Raw genomic sequence first — 26,139 nt, forward strand, 5'->3', positions numbered from 1 at the left:
GGTTGGCGGCGGGAGGCCTATCTTCGTGAGGAGGGGGCATGAAGTCAATTGCAGGTGTTACCCGTTTTCATCATCGGTTACAGATGCGTAGTAACGGGTGACACGTCAGGGTTACGCCTGAGCGGACAAACGCTCCAGACCTTCGAATGGGCAAGCGGCCAGTAACTGCTCCAGCGTGCGCCCGTCTGCCAGATCCAGGCGAGGAGCGAGCTCTGCCAGAGGGTAGAGGACGAAAGGGCGCGCCTGCATATGGTAGTGCGGCACTTTCAGGCGTGGCTCGTCGATCAGGCGCTCGCCGAACAACAGAATATCCAGGTCCAGAGTGCGCGGGCCCCAGCGTTCATGACGCTCGCGGCCCTGATCCTGTTCGATGCCTTGCAAGGCATCGAGCAGTTCCAGCGGAGCCAGCGCAGTGTCCAGCGCTGCAACAGCATTGGTATAGCGGGGCTGGCCGGGCAGCAGGGAGTCGCTGACATAAAAGGATGAAACACCTGACAGCTGGCTCTGCGGCAGTTGCGCCAACGCATCCAGAGCATGACGCAACTGCTCTGCCGGGTCGGCAAGGTTGCTGCCCAGGCCTATGTAGACGCGTTCGCGGCCCGACACCTCACTCACCGCCAGCCGCCTCGGCATCTCGCTTGCGCTTGGCGCCGCTGCTGCGACGACGCTTGCGAGGGCCAGTACCCGTGGCTTCGGGCTTGTTGCTCAAATCGCGAATCATGTCGCGGCGCTGGCTGTCGTTACTGTCCTGGTAATCGGTCCACCACTCGCCCAGACCGTCGGTCTGCTCGCCAGCGGTTTCACGCAGCAGCAGGAAGTCGTAACCGGCACGGAAGCGCGGGTTGTCGAGCAGCAGGTCGGCGCGCTTGCCGGAACGGCGCGGCAGACGCTCCTGCATGTCCCAGATCTCGCGGATCGGCATGGTGAAACGCTTGGGGATCGCGATGCGCTGGCATTGTTCGATGATCAGTTCGTGAGCGGCTTCCTGCATGGCCGCAATCGGCGGCATGCCGCGCTCCTGCAGACGCAGTACCTTGGCAGGCAAGGCTGGCCAGAGCAGGGCCGCGAACAGGAACGCCGGTGTTACCGGCTTGTTCTGCTTGATACGCAGGTCGGTATTGATCAAGGCCTGGCTGATCAGGGTGTGGGTATAGGTCGGGTTGTATTCCAGAGCCTTGGAGCTGGCCGGGAACAGTGGTTCGAACAGTTCCAGATCCACCAGCATTTCGAAGGTGAGTTCGGCGTGGCCTGACAGGAACAGCTTGAGTGTTTCTTCAAACAGGCGGGCCGACGGAATATCGCGCAGCATCGGAGCCAGCGGGCGAATCGGCAGGGTACTGTGCTTCTCGATACCGAAATCCAGCTTGGCTGCGAAACGCACGGCACGCAGCATGCGCACCGGGTCTTCCTTGTAGCGCTGCTCGGGGTCGCCAATCAGACGGATCAGGCGGTTGCGAATGTCATGTACGCCATTGGCGTAATCGAGAATCCGCTCGCTGACCGGATCGTAATACAGCGCGTTGATGGTGAAGTCCCGGCGCTGGGCATCTTCTTCCAGCGTGCCATAGACGTTGTCACGCAGAATGCGGCCGTTTTCATTGCGCGAGGACTGGTTGCTGTCCTCTTCTTCCTCGTCCTGAGGATGATTGGCGCGGAAGGTCGCGACCTCGATGATTTCCCGGCCAAAGTGGATATGAACCAGCTTGAAGCGGCGGCCAATGATCCGGGCGTTACGGAATTCGGCACGCACCTGTTCAGGTGTGGCGCTGGTTGCTACGTCGAAATCCTTGGGCTCGATATTGAGCAGCAGGTCGCGTACACAACCGCCGACCAGATAGGCCTGGTAGCCAGCATTTTGCAGGCGCTCGACGATATTGACCGCATGACGGCTGAACTGGCTGCGCTGCAGCGAATGCTGGCTGCTGTTGAGCACTTCAGGCGTGGTGCGCGTGTGTTGCTGCGGTTTACGCAGTGGGGAACGGAATGACTGGAACAGCTTCTTCAGCATGGGATGCACTGTTTGAAGGAATATTCGGCCAAAATGAAGAATGGCCGCACGATGGGCGGGGATTCTAGCATTTAGTCGGGGGATGGTGTAGGACGCTGCGCATCGGGCATGAAAGGAAGGGGTGTAAAAGCTCTGGAAGCTACTGGGGGAGCCGAAGCTCCCCCAAAGTGCGTGCTCTTTATTTTTATTGTCTTGTCGGGCTTCTTGTTTTTGTTGAGTGCCCATTCACAGGGTTTCGCCTGTGAAATCTCCCAATCGGGAGTCAAGAGCAAACGGATTGCTTTGGTCGCTGCGTTGCAATGATCATTCGATCCAACCAGTTCAGGCGCTACCTAAGGGTAGTTTTTATTATTCTCGGCCTGGTTGCGGGGCAAGCCCCAAATACAACTCCTCTCCAAAAGAATCAGTTAGCTGCGCCTCCGCCGTCTTGTTCTTGTTATGCGTGAGTCGATTCGTCTTATTTTTATTATGGGTGTCGTACTGCTTGTTGTTCTTCTTGTACTAAGCATATAGCAGAAGGTGTGCCAACTTTTCAGAACCCAGTAAAACCGGGGCTTTTCGGGCATCCGGCTTTTTGGTCGGGCACAAAAAAGCCGGGCTTCGTTACCGTAAGACCCGGCTTTTGTTACGGCTGATGTTCGAAGGTAACAGTTTTGTTAACTGACCTGCGCACCCCGACGCAGAGCCTTCTCAGGTTTCGTTGGCGACCCCTTTGCGGCGTGGAATGCCCAGGCGCTGGCGGCGTTCCCACAGGCACTTGCGGCTGACGCCCAGCTTGCGCGCCAGTTCGGTCTCGGTCATGTGATCCTGATGCTCCAGGACGAAATGCTGGAAGTAGTCTTCCAGAGACAGGTCTTCGCTGGGTTCGCTGTTGGTCGAGTTCGTCGAAACGGGCAGGGGAGCCAGGCCCATGTACTCGTCGTCATTCAGCCCGTCCAGTTCGATGTCGATACCCAGCAGGTCGGCAGAGATTTCCGGGCTTTCGCACAGAATCACCGAGCGTTCCACGGCGTTTTCCAGTTCCCGCACGTTACCCGGCCAGCTGTAGTGACGGATGGCCTGTTCGGCGTCTGGAGCAAACTTCAGGTCGTTGCGGCCGGCCCTGGCGCTTTGGCGCGTCAGAAAGGCGCGAGCGATTTCGAGTACATCGTTACCGCGCTCGCGCAATGCCGGCAGTTTCAGGGCGATCACGTGCAGGCGGTAATAAAGGTCTTCGCGAAACTCTCCGTTCTTGGCCAGGGTCTTGAGATCCCGGTGGGTCGCGGCGATCAGGCGTACATCGACTTTCTGTGACTGCACGGAGCCGACACGACGAATCTCGCCTTCCTGCAGGACTCGCAGGAGCCGGGCCTGTGCTTCCAGAGGCAGTTCGCCGATCTCGTCGAGAAACAGGGTGCCGCCATCGGCTGCTTCCACCAGCCCTGCGCGACCTGCGCTGGCGCCGGTAAAGGCACCTTTTTCATGGCCGAAGAGCTCGGATTCGATCAGGGATTCGGGAATCGCTGCGCAGTTCACGGAAATCATCGGTGCCTTGGCGCGACGCGAAAGATTGTGCAGGGCACGGGCGACCAGTTCCTTGCCGGTCCCGGACTCGCCCTGGACCAGAACGTTGGAGTCTGTGGGCGCGACCTTGCGGATCTTGCTGTACAGATCGAGCATCGGCGGACAGGAGCCGATGATGCCGATCTCGCCGTTCTGCGCAGCGCCCTTGTCGGCGGTGTTGGCTTTGGCGGGGGCGCTGCGTTCGGCCTGCTGGCTTGTACTGGTCTGGCGATCACGCAGGATGCGCGCAACGGCCTGTAACATCTCGTCGTGGTCAAAGGGCTTGGCGATGTAATCCACCGCGCCCATTTTCATGGAGTCGACGGCCGAGCGCAGGCTGGCATAGCTGGTCATGATCAGTACGGGCTTGCCTTCGCCGAGCTTGATCAGTTCGGTGCCAGGAGCGCCAGGCAGTCGCAGGTCGCTGACGATCAGGTCGAACGAGGGGATGTTGAAACGCTCCTGAGCCTCGGGTACCGAACCTGCCTCGCTGACTTCGTACTGGTTACGCTCAAGCAGTCGGCGCAGGGCAGAGCGGATAATGGTTTCGTCTTCGACGATCAAAATATGCGGCATCGATTCAGTTCTCTCGACGGTCTCAGTTCACGGCGGACGTCGCTTCGACATGGCGCGGCAAGGTTATCCTGATACGGGTTCCTCGCTGCTGCTCGGGGTCAGCCGGGCTGTCGATGGTGATTTGTCCATAATGCTCTTCAACGATGGAATAGACCAGCGCGAGACCTAGCCCGGTTCCTTCTCCCGGCTCCTTGGTCGTGAAGAATGGTTCAAACAATCGGTCCATGATTGCCTTCGAAATTCCACTGCCTTCGTCTTCGACGATCAGATCCACAGTATGTTCGGATGCTTCGCTCTTGACCCTCACCGCGCTGCCGGACGGCGAGGCATCACGGGCGTTGGAGAGCAGATTGATCAAGACCTGCGCCAGCCGCTGAGGATCGCCATCGACCTTGTGCTGCGGATTGCACAGATTATAGAAATGCACTTCGAAGTTGCGACGGTTGAGCGCCAGCAGACCAATGGCATCCTGAGCGACTTCGGCCAGACAGACGGCTTCGTCGTTATGCTGGTGAGCGCCGGCGTGGGCGAAGCTCATCAAGGATTGCACGATGCGCGAGACGCGTTTGGTCTGTTCGAGGATCTGGCTGCTGATCTCCCTGATCTCGCCATCTTCCTCGCGCTCTTCGCGCAGGTTCTGTGCAAGGCAGGCGATACCGGTGATGGGGTTGCCGATTTCATGAGCCACACCGGCCGCCAGACGACCGATACTGGCCAGCCGTTCCGAATGGACCAGCTTGTCTTCCAGCATCTGGGTTTCGGTCAGGTCTTCGACCAGCACCACCAGACCGCTGCTGCCGGGGGCCAGCGGTTCATCGATGGCGGCCTTGTGCAGGTTGAGCCAACGGGTCTGTCCGTCCAGGGCGAGCTTCTGTTTGTGCAAGTGCTCGTCCGGCACATTGATGAAACCCGTCAGCAGGCCTTTCCAGGGTTCGCTGATGGTTTCCAGGCGCGAGCCGACTACCCGCTGGGCGACGATACCGGTCAGTTCTTCCATGGCCCGGTTCCACATCAGGATTTCCTGATCCTTGGCCAGCGAGCATACCCCCATGGGCAGCTCCTGAAGAGTCTGGCGGTGGTAACGGCGCAAGGCGTCGAGTTCGGCGGCAAGGCCGGTCAGGCGCGAGTGATAGTCTTCGAGACGGCTCTCGATGAAGTGAATGTCTTCGGTGACGTATTTCTCGCTGCCGGACTTGTAGGGCAGGAAGGTTTCCACCATGTCCTGGGCGACGCTGGGGCCCATCAGGCCGGACAGGTTGGCTTCGATCCGGTCACGCAGGCGGCGCAGGGCATAAGGGCGGCGCTCGTCGAACGGCAGATACAGATCGCGCAGCGCCTGTTCGACTTCCTTCTGCGCAGCCTTGGCACCCAGCGGCTTGGCCAGTTGCGTGGCAAATTCCTGGGGCGACACTGCATAGAGTTCGCGGCGCTGCGGGCGACGCACATTGTCGACGGCACAGGCCTCGGCGGCACTGACCTCCTCCGGGCTTGCATTGGTGAACAGCGAGATCAGGGTGAACAACAGCACGTTGGCGGCCAGCGACGCGATAGCCGCCATGTGCCAACTGGTGTCGTCCAGCACGTAGATCATGTTCAGCAGCGGAATATAGAAACCCTGCAGGTTGCCGATCAGCGGTAACAGCATGCCCACGATCCAGACCACGGTCCCGGCCAGCAGGCCGGCAATGAAGCCGCGTCGGTTGGCGGTCGGCCAATACAGCACCGACAGTACGCCGGGCAGGAATTGCAGGGTTGCGACGAAGGCAACGATGCCCAGGTTGGCCAGATCCTGCTGTGCGCCGAGCATCAGGTAGAAGCAGTAGCCCGCTGTGATGATTGCCACGATCAGGCCGCGACGTGTCCATTTCAGCCAGCGATAGATATTGCCCTCTGCCGGTGGCTGATAGAGCGGCAGCACCAGATGGTTGAGGGCCATGCCCGACAGCGCCAGAGTGGTGACGATGATCAGCCCGCTGGAAGCTGCGAGCCCGCCCACATAAGCCATCAGCGCCAGCGGTTTGCTGTTGGCGGCGATGCCGATCCCCAGGGTGAAATATTCAGGGCTGGTGGTGGCGCCCAGCTTGAGGCCCGCCCACAGAATAAGAGGCACTGCGAGGCTGATCAGCAGCAGGAACAGCGGCAGGCCCCAACTGGCGCTGACCAGCGCACGCGGATTGAGGTTTTCGGTAAAGGTCATGTGATACATGTGCGGCATCACGATGGCCGAGGCGAAAAACACCAGCAGCAAGGTGCGCCATGGGCCTTCCTGCAAGGGCGTATGCAGCGAGGCCAGAGCGGTCTGGTTCTGCAGCAGCCAGAGTTCCAGATGCTGTGGACCGTCGAATACGCCATACAGGGCATACAGGCCGATGCCGCCCAGGGCGATCAGTTTGATCAGCGATTCGAACGCGACGGCGAATACCAGACCTTCATGCTTTTCCCGGGTCGCGATATGCCGTGAGCCAAAGAAGATGGTGAAGAGTGTGATCAGCGCGCAGAAGGCTACGGCGACCCGGTCCTGTACCGGTTCGCGGGTCAGGATGCTGATGGAGTCGGCCACGGCCTGAATCTGCAACGCCAAGAGCGGCAGCACGCCAATGAGCATGAAAACCGTGGTCAGCGCGCCCGCCCAGGTACTTCTGAAACGGAAGGCAAACAGGTCGGCCAGGGATGAAAGCTGGTAGGTGCGGGTGATCTTGAGAATGGGATAAAGCAGTACCGGCGCCAGCAGAAAAGCCCCGGAAACCCCGAGATAACTGGACAGGAAGCCATAACCATACTGATAGGCCAGGCCGACCGAGCCATAGAAGGCCCAGGCACTGGCATACACGCCCAGCGACAGGGTATAGGTCAGTGGGTGACGAATGATCCAGCGTGGAATGACTCCACGTTCACTGATCCACGCAACGCCGAACAGGAACAGCAGATACCCGGCGCTGACCAGCAGCATCTGCGTCAGGCTAAAGCTCATCGGCATCTCGCTGGCTCTGAAGAATGAAGGTCACCACGATCAGGATCAGCCACAGCATATAAGGGCGATACCAGGCACCTGTTGCATCGATCCACCAGTCCATGATGGCCGGGGAGAAGAGGTAGATGCCTACCACCAGAAGCAAGACCAGGCGGTAAATATACATACGGTCTCCTTCGTTCCTGAGGGTGATGAGGTGCGGCATGGTAACGGATGCCGTACAACCTGCAAGTGTACTTATGTACGAGTTTTACGCGACCGCTCTAGCTCAGTCTATTCGGGCTTCTTCAATTGTGCTCGTGCGTGGTATGGCCGCTGCATCCCAGTGCGCGATGCCCCAATCGAGCACTTCCCGTGCGTTGGCGTACGACAGTTCGGGTGTCGTGGGCTGGCCGAGGGCTCGCAGAGCCCTGAGTAGCAAGGGCGTCGCCTGATCGGCAGGCAACGGTGGCGAGCGATAGGATTTGCCGAGCTTGTGGCCGTCCGGCTGGGTAATCAGCGGTACATGCAGATAGCGCGGTTGAGGAAGCCCGAGCAGTTCCTGGAGATAGAGCTGACGAGGTGTCGAGTCCAGCAGGTCTGCACCGCGCACGATATCGGTAACGCCCTGCCAGGCATCGTCGATCACGACCGCCAGTTGATAGGCATACAGCCCATCGCGCCGCTGAATGACAAAATCCCCGGACTCGCGCCCCAGGTGTTGTTGAAAGGCTCCCTGTACCCGGTCGATGAAGCGGTATTCCAGTTCCGGCACGCGGATACGGATCGCGGCGTCTTCGGTGGCATGACCTGCATTGCGGCAGAATCCGGGATAGATACCTTGAAAGCCTTCCAGTTGTTTGCGCGAGCAGGTGCAGGCATAGGCCAGGCCATGACTGAACCAGCGATTCAGGACTTCGGCATAGGCATCGTGGCGCAGGCTTTGACGCACGACTTCGCCGTCCCATTCGAAACCATAGCGCTCAAGGGTTTCCAGAATCGCGGCCTGCGCCCCGGCAACCTCCCGAGGCGGGTCCAGATCTTCCATGCGCATCAGCCATTTGCCACCTGCGGCGCGGGCGTCGAGATAGGAGGCGAGCGCTGCGACCAGTGAGCCGAAGTGCAGGTAACCGCTGGGGGTTGGCGCAAAGCGTCCGATATAGGCCGGGTTTTTCATGGCTGTATCCAAACCAGAAGAGCTTTTTCGTCTGACTGTTTCTCGCGAATGAATTGGCTCCTGCCCAGTGCTCTGCAGGAGCCAGTTCATTCGCGAAAAACCTCAATGCCTTGAAACCAAAAAAGACGCCGAAGCGTCTTTTTGTTCAAGGCGGTCTGCAGGTCACTTGCCGACCTGTTTTTCCTTGATTTCTGCCAGCGTCTTGCAGTCGATGCAAAGGTCGGCAGTCGGGCGTGCTTCAAGGCGACGAAGGCCGATTTCCACACCGCAGGACTCACACCAGCCGTATTCTTCGTCCAGGATCAGTTGCAGCGTCTTGTCGATCTTCTTGATCAGCTTGCGCTCACGGTCACGTGCACGCAGTTCCAGGCTGAATTCCTCTTCCTGGCTGGCCCGGTCTGCTGGATCGGGAAAGTTTGCAGCTTCGTCCTTCATGTGGTCTACCGTGCGGTCGACCTCTTGCATCAGATCCTGTTTCCACTTGTTCAGGATCTTGGTGAAATGCGCGCGCATCGGCTCGCCCATGTACTCTTCACCCGCTTTTTCCACGTAGGGTTCAAAGCCACTGATTAGATGATTCTGTTGCTTTTCTGGGGTGGGCATGTAGGGACCGCCTCTCACTCTTCTAATCTATTGCGCAGGATTGTTCCATCACCGACCCCTGTCGGCCCTGCAACTGCAAGCGGGCGAACTTACCAGATCAAATCGTGGTGCGCTACTCCCGGTTGTCGAGCATCGTCTCGCTTGTTCACCGAACGGGACGCCTGTAACGGAAACTCGCTGTCATCAAGGCGTGTAGCGGCTGTCCCCGTCTTTTTGTTTTCTTTCAACAAGTCCTGACGTTTGATGATTTAAAGTAGTGCATTGCAAACGGTTGGTTAGAATCCAGCCGATTGTTCATGACCGTTATGTTTCTGATCCGTGTTTCATTTAAGGAAGAAAAATGGCCCAGCCTTACAGTGAGCGTAGTCGCGCCATCGAACCTTTTCATGTCATGGCGCTGTTGGCGCGGGCCAATGAGTTGCAGGCGGCGGGTCACGATGTCATTCATCTGGAAATCGGCGAGCCCGATTTCACCACGGCAGCGCCCATCGTTGCCGCCGGTCAGGCGGCACTGGCAGCCGGCAAGACCCGTTACACCGCAGCCCGTGGCCTGCCGGAGTTGCGTCAGGCCATTGCCGGTTTCTATGCGCAGCGTTATCGGCTGGATATCGACCCGGAACGAATTCTCGTCACGCCCGGCGGCTCCGGTGCGCTGCTGCTGGCCAGCAGTCTTCTGGTGGACCCCGGCAAGCACTGGCTGCTGGCCGATCCGGGTTACCCGTGCAACCGGCACTTTCTGCGCCTGGTCGAAGGCGCTGCACAACTGGTGCCGGTCGGGCCGCAGGAGCGTTATCAACTGACACCCGAGTCGGTGGCACAGCACTGGAATCAGGACAGCGTCGGTGCCCTGGTCGCTTCTCCCGCCAACCCCACAGGCACGCTTCTGCATGTGGATGAGCTGGCGGCGTTGTCCAGCACGCTCAAGGCGCGTAACGGCCATCTGGTGGTGGACGAGATCTATCATGGTCTGACGTATGGCGTCGACGCGAGCAGCGTGCTGGAGGTCGATAACGATGCGTTTGTCCTTAATAGTTTTTCAAAGTATTTCGGAATGACGGGCTGGCGTCTGGGCTGGCTGGTGGCACCTCCCGAGGCGGTTGCCGATCTGGAGAAGCTGGCGCAGAACCTCTATATCAGCGCTCCGAGCATGGCTCAATATGCCGCGCTGGCCTGCTTCGAGCCGCAAACCATCGAGATTTTCGAGCAGCGTCGCGCCGAGTTCGGACGCCGCCGCGACTTCCTTTTGCCAGCCCTGCGCGAGCTGGGTTTTGGTATTGCGGTGGAGCCTGAAGGGGCTTTCTATCTGTATGCCGATATCAGCGCCTTTGGCGGCGATGCCTTTGAGTTCTGTCGTCACTTCCTGGAAACCGAGCACATTGCGTTTACGCCGGGTCTGGATTTCGGGCGCTATCAGGCGGGGCATCATGTGCGCTTTGCTTACACTCAAAGCCTGCCAAGGCTCGAAGAAGCGGTCGAGCGAATTGCCCGTGGCTTGCGGAGCTGGAAAGGCTGATGCGTTTTTCTCCTGAACTCGAGCAAGGTCGTCTGCTGCTTCGCTACAAACGCTTCCTGGCCGACATTGAAACCGATAGCGGCGAGCGGCTGACCATCCACTGTCCCAATACCGGTTCGATGCTCAATTGCATGCTGCCGGGAGGACGAGTCTGGTTCAGCCGCTCCAATGATCCCAAGCGCAAATTACCGGGGACCTGGGAAATCAGCGAAACGCCTCAGGGACGCTTTGCCTGCATCAATACCGGACGTGCCAATACTTTGGTCGAGGAAGCACTGCGTGCCGGTGTTATCAGCGAACTCAACGGTTTTACGGCGCTCAAGCGCGAAGTGGCTTACGGACAGGAAAAGAGCCGGGTGGATTTTCGCCTTGAGTACCCCGAAGGCTATGTCTACGTGGAGGTCAAAAGCGTCACCCTGGGGTTCGATGAGTCGAACGTTGCGGCCTTTCCCGATGCCGTCACCCTGCGCGGTGCCCGCCATTTGCGAGAACTGGCAGCACTGGCTCGCGAGGGCGTGCGTGCCGTCCTGCTGTATTGCGTGAATATCACCGGGATTGATGCAGTGCGGCCGGCAGAGGAAATCGACCCTGCCTATGCTGCGGCTTTGCGTGAGGCGGTGACGGCGGGTGTCGAGGTGCTGGCCTATGGCGTGCAACTGACGCCTGAAGAGATTCGTATCGACAGACGTCTGCAGGTTCAGGGTCTTATCTGAACGACTCGTTCTCGTCAGGCAACTGGACCCAGATGCCTTCAGCGTCTTCCCGGCAGGGGATGGCCGTCAGCGACTGGCCTTCGCAAGGTCCCGCAACACATTCGCCATTCTCGACCAGAAACAGTGCGCCATGGCTGGCGCACTGGATCAGGCTGGCGCTGTCATCCAGAAACCGGTCCGGCTCCCACTCCAGTGCAATGCCGCGATGGGGGCAGCGATTGCGGTAGACGAACACCTGACCCTGACGACGCACTGCCAGCAGCTTGAGCCCCTCACGTTCAAACCCGCGGCTCTCGGCTTCGGGGAGGTCGGCTGTGGTGCATAGGTGTTTCATGAAGCATACCTGCCCGCTTGAGCTTTAAATGAAAACACTTTGTCAAATAGCTCCGATTATCGAGTTGATGACTGCAAGAGAGAAATGATGCATTGCTTCTTGATGCAATCCTGATCTGCCGATTTTGCACGTTTGCGGATCATTTCTCCTTTTTTTGCGAATGCCTCGCGAGGATCGCTCGTCGCGTTGAGGCGTTCTGCCCGGCATCGACCTTCTGGATAACCGCCAGAAGATCCCGATTGATCATGGCTCGCCGAGAAGGCAAGCACATGAAAGGGTATTTTCGGGTAGTGAGTCTGGTATGGCTCAATGCTTGCCAAATACGGCCTCATTTGCCAAATTGATTCTCAAGGCAAAGCCCGGTTGGGCATGGGCATTTGGACTCAGGCATGATTCGTGACAACAAGAATGGCCAGGCGCTGAGCGCGCAACAACTGGCCGAGCGTCTGGCAGTTGCTCCACGTGTTCTGGTTGGCGAGCAACACGACAATCCCGATCATCACGCATTAGAGTTATGGCTCTTGCAGGTACTGGCTGCCCGGCGCCCGCAAGGCAGCCTGTTATTGGAGATGCTGAATCCCGACCAGCAGGACAGGGTAGACGCGGTTCAGTCTGATCTGGCCGATGGGAAATACCCGACCGATCTGCCAGCAGCGTTGAACTGGCAAAAATCCTGGGACTGGTCGTTGTATGGTCCACTGATGCGCTACGTGCTGGCCCAGCCTTATCCGGTGTTGTCCGCCAATCTGTATGCCGATGAAGTCATGCCGATTTCCCGGCGAATGGCGCAAAGCCTCTTGGCTGCTCCTGTGCCGAGTGTGTTGTTTGCCTGTGCCTGGCATGTGCGCAAGGATGTGGGAGTGCCTTTGCATCTGACCGACCTTGGCGTTACCGATCCGGTCGTGGTGCTGCTTCTGGTCCGGGCCGGCGAAGAGGTCGAGCCGCAGAGCGTCGATTACGTCTGGTATACGGCAGCCACTCCGGAAAAGGATCACGGCGCTCAATTTCGCCAGCCCCCACCTGGAGCCTGACGCCACTGCTTAGGTTTTTTCTCTTCTTTGCGTAGTCCTTTTCTCTGACTTGGCTGTGATCATGTCTTGCAGGGAGTGCTCCTATATTGTCCGGCTCATGTTTTTCGGAGCGGGATGCCATGCAAGAAATGACAGCAGATGATGAACGACTGGCTCTCCAGGCGTTGAGCCTGCTTGATCTGTTCGCCTTCAGCAGCGATGACACCGAGCAGCGGATTGTCGCCCTGTGTCAACGTGCGGTTACGCCTTTGGGGGCGATAGCGGCAGTGTGTGTGTCGCCACGTTTCGTGTGTCTGGCGCGTACGACCCTTGATCGTCTGCAGGCTCCTGATGTCCGGGTGGTGGCGCTGGCGAATTTCCCCTATGGCGGCCCGGGTATCGAGCCTGTGGTAGCCGAAGTGCGTGCAGCCGTGATGTCGGGTGCTGACGAGATCGATGTGGTCTATCCGTTTCGCACCCTTCTATCCGGGGACCAGCAGACCGGTATGGATATGATCACGGCCTGCAAGGCGGCGTGCGGCAGTCGCGTGGCCTTGACTGTCACTCTCGAAACCGGTGATCTGCGCGACCCGCAGATCATCCTCCAGGCTTGTCGCAGTGCCATTTTGTGCGGTGCCGACTTTCTCAAGACCAGCACCGGCAGGGGGCTTGCCGGCACCACGCCGCAAGCGGTGCGCATCGTGCTTGAGTCCATTGCCGAGGTGGGCGGGCAGGTGGGTTTCAAGGTCGCCGGAGGCGTTCGTACCTTCACTGATGCCCGAGGCTTCATGGACATGGCGCGTTCCCGTTTCGGGCCGCACTGGATCAATGTCGACAGGGTACGTTTTGGGTCTTCGACGCTCTTGGACGACTTGCTGGTGCGCCTGGGCGTGCTGGAGTCCGGTCTCGGGAAAAGCTGAAAGACAGGCAAAAAAAGACCCGGCAAAAAGCCGGGTCAAAAACCGTGATTAGCCTGATGAGGAGATAATCCTGAAAATCCGAACCAAGGTCTTTCAGGTTATCGGCCAGTCTCGCGACCGGTTGTGATAATCATAACGATTCTCATTTCTAAGTCAACAGTTCTTTTTTCATGAACGGATTCGCTCTGTCTGTGCCACGTATTGCCAGTCAGTGTGGTGATGGAGGGAGGGCAGTTTGCTGACGACCGGGCTCTCGTTCTGTACAGAAAGAGAAATGGAGGGCATTACAGAAAGTCAACGCAACACAAAGCCCGCATGCATTGCGCACGCAGGCTTGAAGAGGTGTTCCCTAGCGCGTGTGGTAGCGCATGCGGGTTCCGAAGGTCACCGACATGCGGATCTCGTCCGCCGACAGTTCCGGCGGGAAGAACGCTCCCGATATCTGTGCGTGGGCGATGCTTGCGCCTTCCATCGGCGTATGTCGCAAATCCAGGCCACGAAGGTCGGCAGAGCGGAAATAGGCGTCGGTAAAATCGATGCCTCGCGTATCAAGGGCACGCAAGTCCAGGCCCCGGAAATCCCCGCCGACCATATCGATCGTGCCTGTCTTGGGTTTTTCCTGATTGAAGCCTTCGACATCATCTCTACGCAACAGCATGTAAAGCGGCGAATCGAGCTGCTTGGGCTGGCTCATGGGTGCCTCTGTGGTTCGTTGGAATTATGACGCCATTATATCGCCATCATTGTCGAGCCGTGAAGCGCTAGCCGCCCAACGGCTCGACGTTCATTTCACAGGCCTGGCAAGCGCTGACGAAGGTTTTCGACCAGTTCTTCCAGGTCACTGCTCTTGCTGGTTTCAATGTGCTTGCTGCGCAGGATTTCGTCCGCATCAAGTGGCTCGCGACTGGCCAGTTGCGCTTCGATCACCTCCAGGGTTGCGTCCGAAGGATCGCTGCCCTGTTCCTGGCGTTGTTTGAGCCATTCGGCAATGACTGCCTTGGGGGCTTCGCAATCCAGAATCAGAAAAGGCACACCCGTTGTTTCGGCAACTTTGGCCGCAGCATTACGTTGTTCGTGCTTGAGATAAGTGGCATCGATGACTGCCGGGAAGCCGGCGCGCAGAATAGTTTCTGCCAGAGTGTGCAGACGGTCATAGGTCGCCTTGCTGGTTTCGGCACCATAAAGCTCGGCGCTTTCTGCGAACAGGCGCTTGCGCTCGACATCCGAACGCAGGCGTATGGCACCCAGGGCTTCGACCAGACGCATCGCCACATGGCTTTTGCCCACTGCAGAGACGCCATGGGTAATGGCCAGGAAACTGGATGGAATGGCGCTGTAGCTTTCGGCCAGGTTGGCGTAGTTGCGATATCTGTTCAACGCGGCGGCACGCTGGATATCATCGGCGTCGGCAGGCTGGCTGAACAGCGCCACCTTGGCACGCACCAGAGCGCGATAGGCTTTGTAGAAATTGAGCAGTTCCAGGCCCGCATAGTCGCCGGTCTGTTCCAGGTACTGACTGATGAGGCGACGCGACAGGGATTTCAGGCCGCGGTCTTCAAGGTCCATGGCCAGGAAGCCGATGTCTGCGTAGACGTCGGTCATGCGGAATGGTTCGTTGAATTCGATACAGTCGAAAATCACCACTTTACCGTCGATGACCGTGGCATTGCCCAGGTGGATGTCGCCATGGCATTCGCGGATGAAACCGTCTGCCTTGCGCTGGGCAAGCAGGGGCTTGAGGCGCTCGAAGCTGGACTCGGCCCAGGCTTGCAGGGAATCAACCTGTAACAGATCGGCTTTTTCGCTGAGGAACGGACGAATCTGCTCGAAGTTCTGCAGGACCGGTGCCATGACGTTGTCAGGAGAGCCCAGGTCATTCTCGGTGGTGACTTTCGGCACACTGAGGTGGGCGTCGGCAATCTGCCTGGCCAACTCGTCGATATGCTCGACCGTCAGTTCGCCTTTGGCTTGCAGGGAACTGAGCAAACCTTCCTGCGAGAACTGGCGCATCTTGAGGGCATACTCGATGGCTTCACCGCTGCCGCCCAGTTGCGGCGCGTCTGCTGAACCGGTGACCGGGACGACTTCAAGATAGACGCCTTCGGTCAGGCGCTGGTTGAGGCGCAGCTCTTCATTGCAGAAGTGTTTGCGAGCGGCAAGTGTGGTGAAGTCCAGAAAGCCGAAATTGACCGGTTTCTTGAATTTGTAAGCATAGGTGCCGGTGAGCAGGACCCATGAAATGTGCGTCTCTATAACCCGGAAGTTCTCAACCGGATGGGGAAAGAGAGCGGGATTCTGCAGGGCTGCAATCAATGACTGGCTCACGGGCGATCCTTCAAGAGTTGATTCGAAATGTAAGTGCTGATGGCCGCCATTATGGCCGCTCGGCGCGAGGCTGCAAACCGCTGGTGCAGGTGTCTGTCGGTCGTTGGCAAAGTGCGTATAATCCGCGGCCATGACTCGATCTCGCACTTCTCGTACTTCCAAGAAACCAGCTCCCCGTGGCCTTCCCAAGTGGTTGGGCTGGGTGCTGAAGCTCAGTATCGTCGGTTTTGTGGCGCTGGCTTGCGTTGCCGTTTACCTGGACGCGGTGGTCCAGGAGAAATTTTCCGGCAAGCGCTGGACCATCCCGGCCAAGGTCTATGCACGGCCTCTGGAGCTATTCGTCGGCCAGAAACTGAGCCGCGATGACTTTCTCATCGAACTCGACGCTCTGGGCTATCGTCGCGAAAGCGTGGCCAACGGCCCGGGCGCGGCGGCAGTCAATGGCAATACCGTCGACCTCAACACCCGCGGCTTTCAGTTCTACGAAGGCACCGATCCTGCGCAGCAGGTCCGCGTGCGTTTCTCCGGCGACTATGTGGCGGACCTGACTTCCGGCAGCAGTGGTGCAAAGCTGGCGGTGGCCCGTCTCGAACCGCTGATGATCGGCGGTCTGTATCCCAAGAATCTGGAAGACCGGATCCTGATCAAGCTCGATCAGGCACCGCCCTATCTGCTCGATGCCCTGGTTGCAGTCGAGGACCGTGATTTCTACAGCCATATGGGGGTATCCCCAAAATCCATTGCCCGGGCGATCTGGGTCAATACCTCGCAGGGGCAGATGCGTCAGGGCGGCAGTACGCTGACCCAGCAACTGGTCAAGAACTTCTACCTGACCAACGAGCGCAGCCTCACGCGGAAACTGACCGAAGCCATGATGTCCGTGCTGCTGGAGCTGCATTACAGCAAGCAGGAAATCCTCGAGGCTTACCTCAATGAGGTATTCGTCGGTCAGGACGGTCAGCGTGCGGTGCATGGTTTCGGTCTGGCCAGTCAGTATTTCTTCAGCCAGCCGTTGTCCGAACTGAAGATTCATCAAGTGGCGTTGCTGGTCGGTCTGGTCAAGGGGCCTTCCTATTACAATCCGCGTCGCAATCCGGAGCGTGCGCTGGAGCGCCGCAACCTGGTTCTCGACCTGCTGGAGCAACAGGGCGTGGCCACGGCGCAGGTGGTCGAGGCGGCCAAGAAGATGCCGTTGGGCGTGACCAAGACCGGCAGCCTTGCGGACAGTTCGTTCCCGGCGTTTCTGGATCTGGTCAAGCGACAGTTGCGTGAAGACTATCGCGATGAAGACCTGACCGAAGAAGGGTTGCGGATTTTCACCAGTTTCGATCCGATCCTGCAGATGAAATCCCAGGCGGCCATGGACGATACGTTCAAGCGGCTGGCCGGGCGCAAGGGTTCGGACGAAGTGGAAGCGGCCATGGTCGTGACCAATCCCGAAACCGGTGAAGTGCAGGCCTTGCTGGGCAGTCGTCAGGCCGGGTTTGCAGGCTTCAACCGCGCCATCGATGCCGTTCGGCCGATTGGTTCTCTGGTCAAGCCGGCGATCTATCTCACCGCGCTTGAGCGTCCCAGTCAGTACACCCTGACCAGTTGGGTGGCCGACGAGCCGTTTCAGGTCAAGGGCGCGGATGGCCAGATCTGGAAGCCTCAGAATTATGATCGCAAAGCCCACGGGAATATTTTCCTGTACCAGGGGCTGGCGCACTCCTACAACCTTTCCACGGCCAAGCTGGGTCTTGAGCTGGGCGTCCCCAACGTCTTCAAGACCCTCGCCAAGCTGGGTGTGACACGCGAGTGGCCGACGTATCCGTCCATGCTGCTGGGGGCTGGCGGCTTGAGTCCGATGGAAGTCGCCACCATGTATCAGACGATTGCCAGCGGCGGCTTCAATACGCCGATGCGCGGTATCCGTAGTGTGCTGACGGCCGAGGGTGAACCGCTCAAGCGTTATCCGTTCCAGATCGAACAGCGCTTCGATCCCGGTGCCATTTATCTGGTGCAGAACGCAATGCAGCGGGTGATGCGCGAGGGGACCGCCAAGTCGGTCTATAACGTCTTGCCCTCGACCCTGAATCTGGCAGGCAAGACCGGCACCAGTAACGATTCGCGCGACAGCTGGTTCGCAGGTTTCAGTCAGGACCTGCTGGCGGTGGTGTGGATGGGGCGTGACGATAACGGCAAGACGCCGTTCACCGGTGCCAGTGGTGCCCTGCAGGTCTGGACCAGTTTCATGCGCAAGGCCGACCCGCTGCCGCTGGATATGGCAATGCCGGATAACGTGGTCCAGTCCTGGGTCAATGCCCAGACCGGTCAGGGGTCGGATGCCAATTGCCCGAATGCCGTACAGATGCCGTATATTCGCGGCAGTGAACCTCAGCCCGGAGCTACCTGTAGCGGTAGCCCGGCACCCGCCGCCGAAGTGCTGGACTGGGTCAAGGGTTGGTTGAATTAAGCAATGAGGGTGTGACGTGAATAAATGGTGGATTCCGGCTGTAACGGCTCTGGCGTTGCTCAATGGTTGTGCCAGCGTGCAGCGTGGCTCGATTCCGGTCGTGGATTCGGGCTCCAAAGTGTCTAACAGCGAGCGTGTTTCGGCTTCGCGCAATACAGCTTATCGAGCCAATACCGTCCAGGCTCCTCAGGCGCAGGCCGTGCCGCAGGATTCCGGCGTGGTCGTGATGGTTCCTGGCGGTGGTGCCGGTGCTGGCCAGACTTTCTCTGCGCCTTCTTCCCAGTCATCGTTCACCATCGATACCCCTCCGGTGGCTCAGCAGCCAGTCGACCCGGCTCCGGTGAGCAACTACAGCATGCCGTCCAACCCGGCACCAACCGGTATTCCGTCCGGTTCATCCGGCCTGTCGGCTGACGAGCAACTGGATGGCCCGGTACTGGCTCTGTTGACCACTGCTCAGCAGCAGCAAGGCAGCGGCGACCTCAATGGTGCTTCGTCCAGCCTTGAGCGTGCCCAGCGTGTGGCACCGCGCGAGCCGCAAGTGCTCTATCGTCTGGCTCAGGTGCGTCTGGCCCAGGGCGATCCAGCCCAGGCAGAACAACTGGCCCGTCGTGCCCTGACCTATGCCAACGGTCGTGCAAGCCTGCAGGCGAGTCTCTGGGAGTTGATTGCCCAGTCTCGTGAAAAACAGGGTGACGCGGCTGGCGCTGCGCTGGCTCGCCAGAAAGCGCGGGTCAATCTCTGATGGATCGGCGTCTGCCTGAAGTGGCCGAGCAACTGCTGCTTATCGAACGTGAGTTGAGGGTGCTGGGTTGGTGGAGCGAGACGTCGCCCAGCGAGGAGGCGCTTTCCAGCACCGAGCCGTTCAGCGTCGATACCCTGGAGTTCGAGCAGTGGCTGCAATGGATTTTCCTGCCACGGATGAAAATCATCCTGGAGCGGGATCTTCCATTGCCCAACTCGTCGGGGATTCTGGAAATGGCCGAGATGGTCTACGCCAGCCGCCAAGGTGAAGCCCGCAGGCTGCAGGAGCTTCTGGCCCAGTTCGATCAGCTGATCAGCCAGTCTTAACGGCAGTACTCGGCGATAGTTCTCTGCGTTTCGGCAACACGCGCCTTGCGTTCATCATCCGTAAGGCGCTTTGTCCCCCCTTCGGTCTGCTCGCGCACGCGCGGATTGTTCTGCAGTTGCGCGAGGTTGGTGCGCAGCACTTCGCAGTTGTCGGCCATTTTGGCTTCCTGAGCCCTTACCTGCTTTCTGACCCTGGCATCGATCTCCTGCTGCTGAGGATCTGGCTCGCTGGCCGTTGAGGCGGTAGGGGCGGGTGGCGGCTTTTGCACATTGATTTCTTCTACCTGCTGGCCTGCCGGTGGTTGTGCATCGAAATGCGTGACCCCCTGGGCATCGACCCATTTGTAGATTTGGGCGGCCTGGCTGGTTGTACTTACCGCCATCGAGAGTGCAGCCGCGAGGATCATCCAGCGCATGGTACTTCCTTGAAAATTCTGTGCGTCGCAAAGCTACCATATACAGCGGCTTCGAGTCCGGGTCTGTCCCCCTTATAAGGCGCTGCCCGGAAGAAAGCTCACGGATTGCTTGACTTGAGGGGGGCGAATCACAACAATTCAAAGTTCGCTGTAGAAGGACTGCCAGAAGCAGGCCGTCTCGGTAGATCATGAGGCGCACACCCGCGCCGACCTGTAACACCCGCAACGCGTTACCTCGCGCTGGGTGGGAATGTTCCGCAACACTCAGGGACATCCCAATACTTGCTCAGTCAGTGCTGACGTAGTCGGCGACCACCGTCGCTCATGCTCTGCTTGGCAGTAAAACCTAATAAGACCCGTTCCGCAGTGAACGGTATTCTGGCGTTTTAGAGGTGAACAACGTGGAGCTTTTATCTGGCGCTGAAATGGTCGTCCGCTTCCTGCGTGACGAAGGCGTTAAGTACATTTACGGGTACCCGGGTGGCGCCCTTCTGCATGTCTACGACGCACTGTTCAAAGAACCTGCCGTAAACCATATTCTTGTTCGTCATGAACAGGCTGCCACCCATATGGCTGACGGTTATGCTCGTGCCACCGGCAAGGCCGGCGTGGTGCTGGTGACATCCGGTCCGGGTGCAACCAACGCCATCACCGGTATCGCCACTGCCTACATGGACTCCATTCCAATGGTGGTGTTGTCCGGTCAGGTTGCCAGCACTCTGGTGGGGACCGATGCGTTCCAGGAGACCGACATGATCGGTATCTCCCGTCCGATCGTGAAACACAGCTTCATGATCAAGCATCCTTCGGAAATTCCGGAAGTCCTGAAGAAGGCCTTCTATCTGGCGCAGTCCGGTCGTCCGGGTCCTGTAGTCGTCGATATTCCGAAAGACATGACCAACCCGGCCGAGAAATACGAATACGTTTTCCCGAAAAAAGCCAAGCTGCGTTCCTACAGTCCGGCCGTTCGCGGTCACTCGGGCCAGATCCGCAAGGCTGTCGAAATGCTCCTGGCTGCCAAGCGTCCGATCATCTATGCCGGTGGCGGCGTGGTCATGGGCAACGGTTCCGAGCAACTGACCGAGCTGGCCAGGATGCTCAATGCACCGGTCACCAACACCCTGATGGGGCTTGGCAGCTATCCTGGCACCGACCGCCAGTTCGTCGGCATGCTCGGCATGCATGGCAGCTACACCGCCAACCTGGCCATGCACCACACCGATGTGATCCTGGCTGTGGGCGCACGCTTCGATGACCGCGTGATCAACGGCGCGAGCAAGTTCAGCCCGAACGCCAAGATCATTCACATCGATATCGACCCGGCTTCGATCTCCAAGACCATCAAGGCCGACGTGCCTATCGTTGGGCCGGTGGAGAGCGTACTGACCGAAATGGTCGCGACCCTCAAGGACATCGGCGAGACTCCGAACAAGGAGTCCGTTGCAGCCTGGTGGAAACAGATCGACGAATGGCGTGCCGGTGGCGACCTGTTCCCGTACAACCGTGGCGATGGCAGTGTCATCAAGCCGCAGACGGTCATCGAAACCCTGTGCGAAGTCACCAAGGGCGAAGCCTACGTTTCCTCCGACGTGGGTCAGCACCAGATGTTCGCGGCTCAGTACTACCGCTTCAACAAGCCCAATCGCTGGATCAACTCCGGCGGCCTGGGCACCATGGGCTTCGGTTTCCCGGCAGCCATGGGCGTCAAGCTGAGCTTCCCGGATGCCGATGTGGCCTGTGTGACCGGCGAAGGCAGTATCCAGATGAACATCCAGGAGCTGTCGACCTGCCTGCAGTACGGCCTTCCTGTGAAGATCATTCTGCTCAACAACGGTGTGCTTGGCATGGTCCGCCAGTGGCAGGACATGAGCTACGGTGCTCGCCATTCCCACTCCTACATGGAGTCGCTGCCTGACTTCGTGAAGCTGGTCGAAGCCTATGGCCATGTCGGCATTCGGGTCACTGACCTGAAAGATTTGAAGCCGAAAATGGAAGAGGCATTTGCCATGAAGGATCGTCTGGTGTTCCTCGATATCCAGGTCGATGTCACCGAGCACGTCTATCCGATGCAGATCAAGGACGGCTCCATGCGCGATATGTGGTTGAGCAAGACGGAGCGTACATAATCATGCGGCACATCATTTCCCTTTTGCTGGAAAACGAACCGGGTGCGTTGTCTCGTGTCGTCGGGCTTTTCTCGCAGCGTAACTACAACATCGAAAGCCTGACCGTGGCACCAACCGAAGACCCGACCCTGTCGCGTCTGACGCTGACCACTGTGGGGCACGATGAAGTGATCGAGCAGATCACCAAGAACCTCAACAAGCTGGTCGAAGTGGTCAAGCTGGTCGATCTGTCCGAGAGCGCTCACATCGAGCGTGAACTGATGCTGGTCAAGGTCAAGGCCACCGGCGCGCAGCGTGCCGAGATCAAACGCACCACGGATATCTTCCGTGGGCAGATCGTTGACGTAACTGCCAGCGTTTATACCGTGCAGTTGAGTGGCACAAGCGACAAACTGGACAGTTTCATTCAGGCCATCGGCACTGCCGCTATCCTGGAAACAGTACGCAGTGGCGTAACGGGTATTGCCCGTGGCGACAAAGTGCTGAGCATTTAATTAACTCAATTAGCAAATGGCCTGAAGGCCTAGATAGATAACAGGGGATTTCCATGAAAGTTTTCTACGACAAAGACTGTGACCTTTCGATCATCCAGGGCAAGAAAGTCGCCATCATCGGTTACGGCTCCCAGGGCCACGCTCAGGCGTGCAACCTGAAAGACTCCGGCGTTGATGTCACTGTTGGCCTGCGTAAAGGTTCGGCTACTGTCGCCAAAGCTGAAGCTCATGGCCTGAAAGTGACTGACGTTGCTTCTGCCGTTGCTGCTGCCGACCTGGTCATGATCCTGACCCCGGACGAATTCCAGGCCCAACTGTACAAGAATGAAATCGAGCCGAACCTGAAGAAGGGCGCAACCCTGGCTTTCTCCCACGGCTTCGCGATTCACTACAATCAGGTTGTGCCACGCGCTGACCTGGACGTGATCATGATCGCGCCAAAGGCTCCAGGCCACACCGTTCGTACCGAATTCGTCAAAGGCGGCGGTATCCCTGACCTGATCGCTGTTTATCAGGATGCTTCGGGCAACGCCAAGAACGTTGCTCTGTCCTACGCTTCGGGCGTTGGCGGTGGCCGCACCGGTATCATCGAAACCACGTTCAAGGACGAGACCGAAACCGACCTGTTCGGCGAACAAGCCGTTCTGTGCGGTGGTACCGTCGAGCTGGTCAAGGCTGGCTTCGAAACTCTGGTTGAAGCCGGTTACGCTCCGGAAATGGCTTACTTCGAGTGCCTGCACGAACTGAAACTGATCGTTGACCTCATGTACGAAGGCGGTATCGCCAACATGAACTACTCGATCTCCAACAACGCCGAATACGGCGAGTACGTGACCGGTCCTGAAGTCATCAACGCCGAATCCCGTCAGGCCATGCGCAACGCTCTGAAGCGCATCCAGGATGGCGAGTACGCGAAGATGTTCATCAGCGAAGGTGCTACCGGCTACCCATCGATGACCGCCAAGCGTCGTAACAACGCTGCGCACGGTATCGAAATCATCGGCGAACAACTGCGCTCCATGATGCCTTGGATCGCGGCGAACAAGATCGTCGACAAGAACAAGAACTGAGTTCTTCCGTTCAGAAAGGACGCGGCCAATTGGCCGCGTTTTTTCGTTATGGGACCAGTGTCTGGTATAAAGCTGCATCGTTTGTCGACGAATCCTCGTCGCAGACACCTGTCGAACCTTTTCAAAACCGCTGCAAGGTAATGTCCATGAGCGAACGTCCTGAAGAGCCGAACAAGGCCTCTGACGCCGAAAGTCTGCTACCTATCGATGAGCATGTTGAAGAAGGCCATGACGCCGAAGGGCGCAAGGTCCGTCACCGCGGGATTTATCTCCTGCCTAACCTGTTCACCACTGCGAACCTGTTTGCAGGTTTCTACTCCATCATCAGCTCCATGAGCGCCCAGAGTGCCTTGAGCGCAGGTGATTCGGTTGCTGCGAGCAAGTATTTCGCCTTCGCGGCCATCGCCATCTTCGTTGCCATGGTGCTCGATGGCCTGGATGGTCGTGTAGCGCGCATGACCAATACTCAAAGTGCCTTTGGGGCCGAGTATGACTCGTTGTCCGACATGGTCGCCTTTGGTGTCGCGCCAGCACTGCTGGCATTCGGCTGGGCGTTGGGCGATATGGGCAAGGTCGGCTGGATGGTCGCCTTCATCTATGTCGCCGGCGCGGCATTGCGACTCGCCCGTTTCAATACCCAGGTGGGCAAGGCCGACAAACGCTACTTCATCGGTCTTGCCAGCCCGGCTGCGGCGGGTGTGGTTGCCGGTACGGTCTGGGCTTTCAGTGACTTCGGTATCCAGGGGTCGAAACTGTCTTTTCTGGTGGCCTTGCTGGTCGCAGCGGCCGGCATGTTGATGGTCAGTAATATCAAGTACAACAGCTTCAAGGAGCTGGACCTGAGGGGCCGCGTCCCGTTTGTTGCGATTCTGGTGGTTGTATTGGTATTCGCTGTGGTCTTCAGCGATCCGCCGCGCATTTTGCTGCTGATTTTCCTCGGTTATGCGCTATCGGGACCGGTTCAATATCTGTTGCATCTTCGTCGCCACAAGTCCGCCGACTGATCGGATATGCCTCATACTTCGTAGACTGTAGGTGCATAAGCTCACCGGGTTTACGGAGTCATCATGCTGATCAAGCTACCTTCGACGTCCGACTCAAAAGAGTCGGACGTCACGCCTGAAAAAATCTATCTGTCACGTCGCACGCTGTTGGCCGGTTCCCTTGCCGGTCTGGCGGTTACGGCCATGCCGCGTCTGGTGAGTGCGCAGGATGCATCGCGATATGCCGATGTCGAGGCGGGGAAGGCGCCGACCTGGTTTGCCGAAAAGTTGCCGGGTACCCAATGGCAGGCCGTCAACGTCAAGGATGAGGCGATAACCCCCTTCAAGGATGCGACCCACTACAACAACTTCTATGAATTCGGGACCGATAAAGGCGATCCGGCTCGCAATGCCGGTTCATTGAAGACCGAGCCATGGAGTGTGGTCATTGATGGCGAGGTGGCCAAGCCGGGTCGCTATGCTCTGGAAGACTTCATGAAGCCCTACCAGTTGGAAGAGCGGATCTACCGACTTCGCTGCGTAGAGGCCTGGTCGATGGTGATTCCCTGGATTGGCTTCCCTGTTGCGGCATTGCTCAAGCAGGTGGAGCCGACTTCAAAGGCCAGATACATCCGTTTTGAAACACTGCAGGACCCTCAGTCCATGCCGGGGCAGCGCTCCGATTTTGCCTTGATCGACTGGCCATATGTGGAAGGGCTGCGACTGGATGAGGCCATGAATCCACTGGCCATTCTGGCGGTCGGCATGTACGGGCGAGAGCTGCCTAATCAGAACGGCGCGCCGCTGCGACTGGTCGTGCCCTGGAAGTATGGTTTCAAGAGCGTGAAATCCATCGTGCGTATCAGTCTGGTCGCCGAGCAGCCGAAAACCACCTGGCAAAGCATCGCCGCCAATGAGTATGGCTTCTATGCCAACGTAAACCCTGCGGTCGATCACCCGCGCTGGAGCCAGGCGCGAGAACGGCGTTTACCGAGCGGGCTGTTCAGCCCCAATGTTCGCGAAACCCAAATGTTCAATGGGTATGGGGAGGAGGTTGCCTCTTTATATGCGGGTATGGATTTGAGGAAAGATTACTGATGCGGTATCCGTGGTGGCGTATTGGCGTTTTTCTGGCTGCTTGCGTTGCGCCTGTCCTCTGGCTCTATCAAGCCTGGATATTTGCCCTGGGGCCGGACCCGGGGAAGGTACTGGTTGATCGGTTGGGGTTGGGTGCGCTGATCCTGCTGTTGATTACCCTGGCGATGACGCCTTTGCAGCGAATGACAGGTTGGGCTGGGTGGATCGCCGTTCGCAGGCAACTGGGGTTGTGGTGTTTTGCCTATGTGAGCCTGCATATGACGATGTATGCGCTGTTTATCCTTGGGCTGGATTGGGGGCAGTTGGGTGTCGAGCTGGTCAAGCGGCCCTACATCATTGTCGGTAGTCTCGGGTTTCTTGGGTTGCTGGCTCTGGCGGTGACCTCCAATCGATACAGTCAGCGCCGATTGGGCGCGCGCTGGAAGAAGCTGCATCGGCTGGTTTATGTGATTCTCGGGTTGGGCCTGCTGCATATGCTCTGGATTGTCAGGGCTGATCTGAAGGAGTGGGCTTTATATGCGGCAATCGGTTCGGTGCTGCTTATCCTGCGAATCCCAATGATTGCGAGGCGAATCCCCCGATTTAACGCTCGCAAGGCCAGTGGTTCTGTAAAAAGCTGAAATTAACGGTTGACGGGCGATTTAATCTCTCTATAATTCGCCCCACTTCCGGCGCAGACGGAACTGAAAAAGCCTTGTAAATCAATAGTTTGCAAGTGTTTAACGGTTCGCTCGGTCAGTCTGGAAGGGCTTCGG

24 protein-coding genes are annotated in these 26,139 nt (G+C 58.3%); 13 read left to right on the forward strand and 11 right to left on the reverse strand.

Going from position 1 to position 26,139, the window contains the following annotated elements; genetic code table 11:
• Positions 1 to 111: 111 nt before the first annotated feature.
• The 7 genes from folK to dksA all read right to left on the reverse strand — a co-directional run bounded on the left by folK (position 112) and on the right by dksA (position 8,856).
• A complete protein-coding gene (gene folK, locus JSY17_RS22445; RefSeq protein WP_318293783.1) occupies positions 112 to 615 on the reverse strand; it encodes a 2-amino-4-hydroxy-6-hydroxymethyldihydropteridine diphosphokinase in 504 nt (167 codons plus the stop codon).
• Positions 608 to 2,008 (reverse strand): polynucleotide adenylyltransferase PcnB, encoded by a 1,401-nt coding sequence (locus JSY17_RS22450; protein WP_206403084.1) that lies wholly within the window; start codon positions 2,006 to 2,008, stop codon positions 608 to 610. The genes folK and JSY17_RS22450 overlap by 8 nt, the downstream gene beginning before the upstream one ends.
• Before the next feature lie 690 nt (positions 2,009 to 2,698).
• Positions 2,699 to 4,126, reverse strand: coding sequence for a sigma-54-dependent transcriptional regulator (locus JSY17_RS22455; protein ID WP_206403085.1), 1,428 nt, complete (start codon positions 4,124 to 4,126; stop codon positions 2,699 to 2,701).
• A gap of 22 nt (positions 4,127 to 4,148) precedes the next feature.
• Entirely contained in the window at positions 4,149 to 7,103 is a 2,955-nt protein-coding gene (locus JSY17_RS22460) for a sensor histidine kinase (RefSeq protein ID WP_117184031.1), read from the reverse strand.
• Positions 7,087 to 7,263, reverse strand: coding sequence for a hypothetical protein (locus JSY17_RS22465; protein ID WP_002552060.1), 177 nt, complete (start codon positions 7,261 to 7,263; stop codon positions 7,087 to 7,089). Before JSY17_RS22465 ends, JSY17_RS22460 begins: the two co-directional genes overlap by 17 nt.
• Before the next feature lie 102 nt (positions 7,264 to 7,365).
• Positions 7,366 to 8,253 (reverse strand): tRNA glutamyl-Q(34) synthetase GluQRS, encoded by an 888-nt coding sequence (gluQRS, locus tag JSY17_RS22470; RefSeq protein WP_206403086.1) that lies wholly within the window; start codon positions 8,251 to 8,253, stop codon positions 7,366 to 7,368.
• A 162-nt stretch (positions 8,254 to 8,415) separates the two neighbouring features.
• The gene (gene dksA, locus JSY17_RS22475; protein ID WP_117166288.1) at positions 8,416 to 8,856 is read right to left on the reverse strand and encodes an RNA polymerase-binding protein DksA; all 441 of its coding nucleotides are present in this window, start codon (positions 8,854 to 8,856) and stop codon (positions 8,416 to 8,418) included.
• Positions 8,857 to 9,196: 340 nt separating this feature from the next.
• Between dksA and JSY17_RS22480 the strand changes: the two genes are divergently transcribed.
• A complete protein-coding gene (locus JSY17_RS22480; protein ID WP_201016075.1) occupies positions 9,197 to 10,369 on the forward strand; it encodes a pyridoxal phosphate-dependent aminotransferase in 1,173 nt (390 codons plus the stop codon).
• Positions 10,369 to 11,082 (forward strand): DNA/RNA nuclease SfsA, encoded by a 714-nt coding sequence (gene sfsA, locus JSY17_RS22485; protein ID WP_206403087.1) that lies wholly within the window; start codon positions 10,369 to 10,371, stop codon positions 11,080 to 11,082. Before JSY17_RS22480 ends, sfsA begins: the two co-directional genes overlap by 1 nt.
• Here the strand turns inward: sfsA and JSY17_RS22490 are convergent.
• A complete protein-coding gene (locus JSY17_RS22490) occupies positions 11,075 to 11,416 on the reverse strand; it encodes a Rieske (2Fe-2S) protein (protein ID WP_200979305.1) in 342 nt (113 codons plus the stop codon). The genes sfsA and JSY17_RS22490 overlap by 8 nt on opposite strands.
• A 389-nt stretch (positions 11,417 to 11,805) precedes the next feature.
• Between JSY17_RS22490 and JSY17_RS22495 the strand changes: the two genes are divergently transcribed.
• Together JSY17_RS22495 and deoC are read left to right on the forward strand one after the other, a co-directional pair.
• Entirely contained in the window at positions 11,806 to 12,447 is a 642-nt protein-coding gene (locus JSY17_RS22495; RefSeq protein WP_206403088.1) for a ChaN family lipoprotein, read from the forward strand.
• A 119-nt stretch (positions 12,448 to 12,566) separates the two neighbouring features.
• Complete coding sequence (deoC, locus tag JSY17_RS22500) at positions 12,567 to 13,346, forward strand: deoxyribose-phosphate aldolase (protein WP_117184026.1); 780 nt, start codon at positions 12,567 to 12,569, stop codon at positions 13,344 to 13,346.
• Positions 13,347 to 13,695: 349 nt separating this feature from the next.
• Here the strand turns inward: deoC and JSY17_RS22505 are convergent, their stop codons facing one another.
• The gene (locus JSY17_RS22505; RefSeq protein ID WP_117166282.1) at positions 13,696 to 14,040 is read right to left on the reverse strand and encodes a pentapeptide repeat-containing protein; all 345 of its coding nucleotides are present in this window, start codon (positions 14,038 to 14,040) and stop codon (positions 13,696 to 13,698) included.
• A 95-nt stretch (positions 14,041 to 14,135) separates the two neighbouring features.
• Entirely contained in the window at positions 14,136 to 15,671 is a 1,536-nt protein-coding gene (locus JSY17_RS22510) for a bifunctional aminoglycoside phosphotransferase/ATP-binding protein (protein ID WP_201016079.1), read from the reverse strand.
• A gap of 130 nt (positions 15,672 to 15,801) precedes the next feature.
• On the opposite strand from JSY17_RS22510, the gene mrcB reads away from it, so the two are divergent.
• The 3 genes from mrcB to JSY17_RS22525 are packed head-to-tail and all read left to right on the forward strand — an operon-like array spanning position 15,802 to position 19,197.
• Positions 15,802 to 18,126: a penicillin-binding protein 1B gene (mrcB, locus tag JSY17_RS22515; RefSeq protein WP_117184024.1), complete on the forward strand. Its 2,325-nt coding sequence runs from the start codon at positions 15,802 to 15,804 to the stop codon at positions 18,124 to 18,126.
• 16 nt (positions 18,127 to 18,142) lie between these two features.
• Complete coding sequence (locus tag JSY17_RS22520) at positions 18,143 to 18,871, forward strand: tetratricopeptide repeat protein (RefSeq protein ID WP_206403089.1); 729 nt, start codon at positions 18,143 to 18,145, stop codon at positions 18,869 to 18,871.
• A complete protein-coding gene (locus tag JSY17_RS22525; RefSeq protein WP_117166278.1) occupies positions 18,871 to 19,197 on the forward strand; it encodes a YqcC family protein in 327 nt (108 codons plus the stop codon). The genes JSY17_RS22520 and JSY17_RS22525 overlap by 1 nt, the downstream gene beginning before the upstream one ends.
• On the opposite strand, the gene JSY17_RS22530 is transcribed toward JSY17_RS22525, so the two are convergent.
• On the reverse strand, positions 19,194 to 19,613 hold the full coding sequence (locus tag JSY17_RS22530) for a DUF4124 domain-containing protein (protein WP_206403090.1): 420 nt from the start codon (positions 19,611 to 19,613) through the stop codon (positions 19,194 to 19,196). The genes JSY17_RS22525 and JSY17_RS22530 overlap by 4 nt on opposite strands.
• Before the next feature lie 401 nt (positions 19,614 to 20,014).
• Between JSY17_RS22530 and JSY17_RS22535 the strand changes: the two genes are divergently transcribed.
• The 6 genes from JSY17_RS22535 (at position 20,015) to msrQ (ending at position 26,004) form a co-directional block, all read left to right on the forward strand.
• Positions 20,015 to 21,739 carry an acetolactate synthase 3 large subunit gene (locus tag JSY17_RS22535; RefSeq protein ID WP_117184090.1) on the forward strand — a complete coding sequence of 575 codons (1,725 nt, stop codon included), beginning with the start codon at positions 20,015 to 20,017 and terminating at the stop codon, positions 21,737 to 21,739.
• A gap of 2 nt (positions 21,740 to 21,741) precedes the next feature.
• Positions 21,742 to 22,233, forward strand: a complete 492-nt coding sequence (gene ilvN / locus JSY17_RS22540) for an acetolactate synthase small subunit (RefSeq protein WP_025258538.1) — start codon at positions 21,742 to 21,744, stop codon at positions 22,231 to 22,233.
• Positions 22,234 to 22,286: 53 nt separating this feature from the next.
• Positions 22,287 to 23,303 (forward strand): ketol-acid reductoisomerase, encoded by a 1,017-nt coding sequence (gene ilvC, locus JSY17_RS22545; RefSeq protein WP_117166276.1) that lies wholly within the window; start codon positions 22,287 to 22,289, stop codon positions 23,301 to 23,303.
• 146 nt (positions 23,304 to 23,449) lie between these two features.
• On the forward strand, positions 23,450 to 24,307 hold the full coding sequence (gene pssA, locus JSY17_RS22550) for a CDP-diacylglycerol--serine O-phosphatidyltransferase (RefSeq protein WP_117166407.1): 858 nt from the start codon (positions 23,450 to 23,452) through the stop codon (positions 24,305 to 24,307).
• A 63-nt stretch (positions 24,308 to 24,370) separates the two neighbouring features.
• A complete protein-coding gene (gene msrP, locus JSY17_RS22555) occupies positions 24,371 to 25,384 on the forward strand; it encodes a protein-methionine-sulfoxide reductase catalytic subunit MsrP (RefSeq protein WP_206403091.1) in 1,014 nt (337 codons plus the stop codon).
• A complete protein-coding gene (gene msrQ / locus JSY17_RS22560; protein WP_206403092.1) occupies positions 25,384 to 26,004 on the forward strand; it encodes a protein-methionine-sulfoxide reductase heme-binding subunit MsrQ in 621 nt (206 codons plus the stop codon). Before msrP ends, msrQ begins: the two co-directional genes overlap by 1 nt.
• The last annotated feature ends 135 nt before the right edge of the window (positions 26,005 to 26,139 follow it).

The sequence above is a fragment of the Pseudomonas capsici genome (assembly GCF_017165765.1).
Lineage (GTDB): Bacteria > Pseudomonadota > Gammaproteobacteria > Pseudomonadales > Pseudomonadaceae > Aquipseudomonas > Aquipseudomonas capsici.

Excerpts from the sequence above, each read along its gene's own strand:
- gluQRS (WP_206403086.1), bottom strand. The coding sequence starts at position 8,253 with ATGAAAAACCCGGCCTATATCGGACGCTTTGCGCCAACCCCCAGCGGT.
- JSY17_RS22455 (WP_206403085.1), bottom strand. The coding sequence starts at position 4,126 with ATGCCGCATATTTTGATCGTCGAAGACGAAACCATTATCCGCTCTGCC.
- JSY17_RS22460 (WP_117184031.1), bottom strand. The coding sequence starts at position 7,103 with ATGCCGATGAGCTTTAGCCTGACGCAGATGCTGCTGGTCAGCGCCGGG.
- JSY17_RS22530 (WP_206403090.1), bottom strand. The coding sequence starts at position 19,613 with ATGCGCTGGATGATCCTCGCGGCTGCACTCTCGATGGCGGTAAGTACA.
- mrcB (WP_117184024.1), top strand. The coding sequence starts at position 15,802 with ATGACTCGATCTCGCACTTCTCGTACTTCCAAGAAACCAGCTCCCCGT.
- msrQ (WP_206403092.1), top strand. The coding sequence starts at position 25,384 with ATGCGGTATCCGTGGTGGCGTATTGGCGTTTTTCTGGCTGCTTGCGTT.
- deoC (WP_117184026.1), top strand. The coding sequence starts at position 12,567 with ATGCAAGAAATGACAGCAGATGATGAACGACTGGCTCTCCAGGCGTTG.
- pssA (WP_117166407.1), top strand. The coding sequence starts at position 23,450 with ATGAGCGAACGTCCTGAAGAGCCGAACAAGGCCTCTGACGCCGAAAGT.
- JSY17_RS22480 (WP_201016075.1), top strand. The coding sequence starts at position 9,197 with ATGGCCCAGCCTTACAGTGAGCGTAGTCGCGCCATCGAACCTTTTCAT.
- msrP (WP_206403091.1), top strand. The coding sequence starts at position 24,371 with ATGCTGATCAAGCTACCTTCGACGTCCGACTCAAAAGAGTCGGACGTC.
- JSY17_RS22495 (WP_206403088.1), top strand. The coding sequence starts at position 11,806 with ATGATTCGTGACAACAAGAATGGCCAGGCGCTGAGCGCGCAACAACTG.
- JSY17_RS22525 (WP_117166278.1), top strand. The coding sequence starts at position 18,871 with ATGGATCGGCGTCTGCCTGAAGTGGCCGAGCAACTGCTGCTTATCGAA.
- JSY17_RS22505 (WP_117166282.1), bottom strand. The coding sequence starts at position 14,040 with ATGAGCCAGCCCAAGCAGCTCGATTCGCCGCTTTACATGCTGTTGCGT.
- sfsA (WP_206403087.1), top strand. The coding sequence starts at position 10,369 with ATGCGTTTTTCTCCTGAACTCGAGCAAGGTCGTCTGCTGCTTCGCTAC.
- JSY17_RS22450 (WP_206403084.1), bottom strand. The coding sequence starts at position 2,008 with ATGCTGAAGAAGCTGTTCCAGTCATTCCGTTCCCCACTGCGTAAACCG.
- JSY17_RS22465 (WP_002552060.1), bottom strand. The coding sequence starts at position 7,263 with ATGTATATTTACCGCCTGGTCTTGCTTCTGGTGGTAGGCATCTACCTC.
- ilvN (WP_025258538.1), top strand. The coding sequence starts at position 21,742 with ATGCGGCACATCATTTCCCTTTTGCTGGAAAACGAACCGGGTGCGTTG.
- ilvC (WP_117166276.1), top strand. The coding sequence starts at position 22,287 with ATGAAAGTTTTCTACGACAAAGACTGTGACCTTTCGATCATCCAGGGC.
- JSY17_RS22490 (WP_200979305.1), bottom strand. The coding sequence starts at position 11,416 with ATGAAACACCTATGCACCACAGCCGACCTCCCCGAAGCCGAGAGCCGC.
- dksA (WP_117166288.1), bottom strand. The coding sequence starts at position 8,856 with ATGCCCACCCCAGAAAAGCAACAGAATCATCTAATCAGTGGCTTTGAA.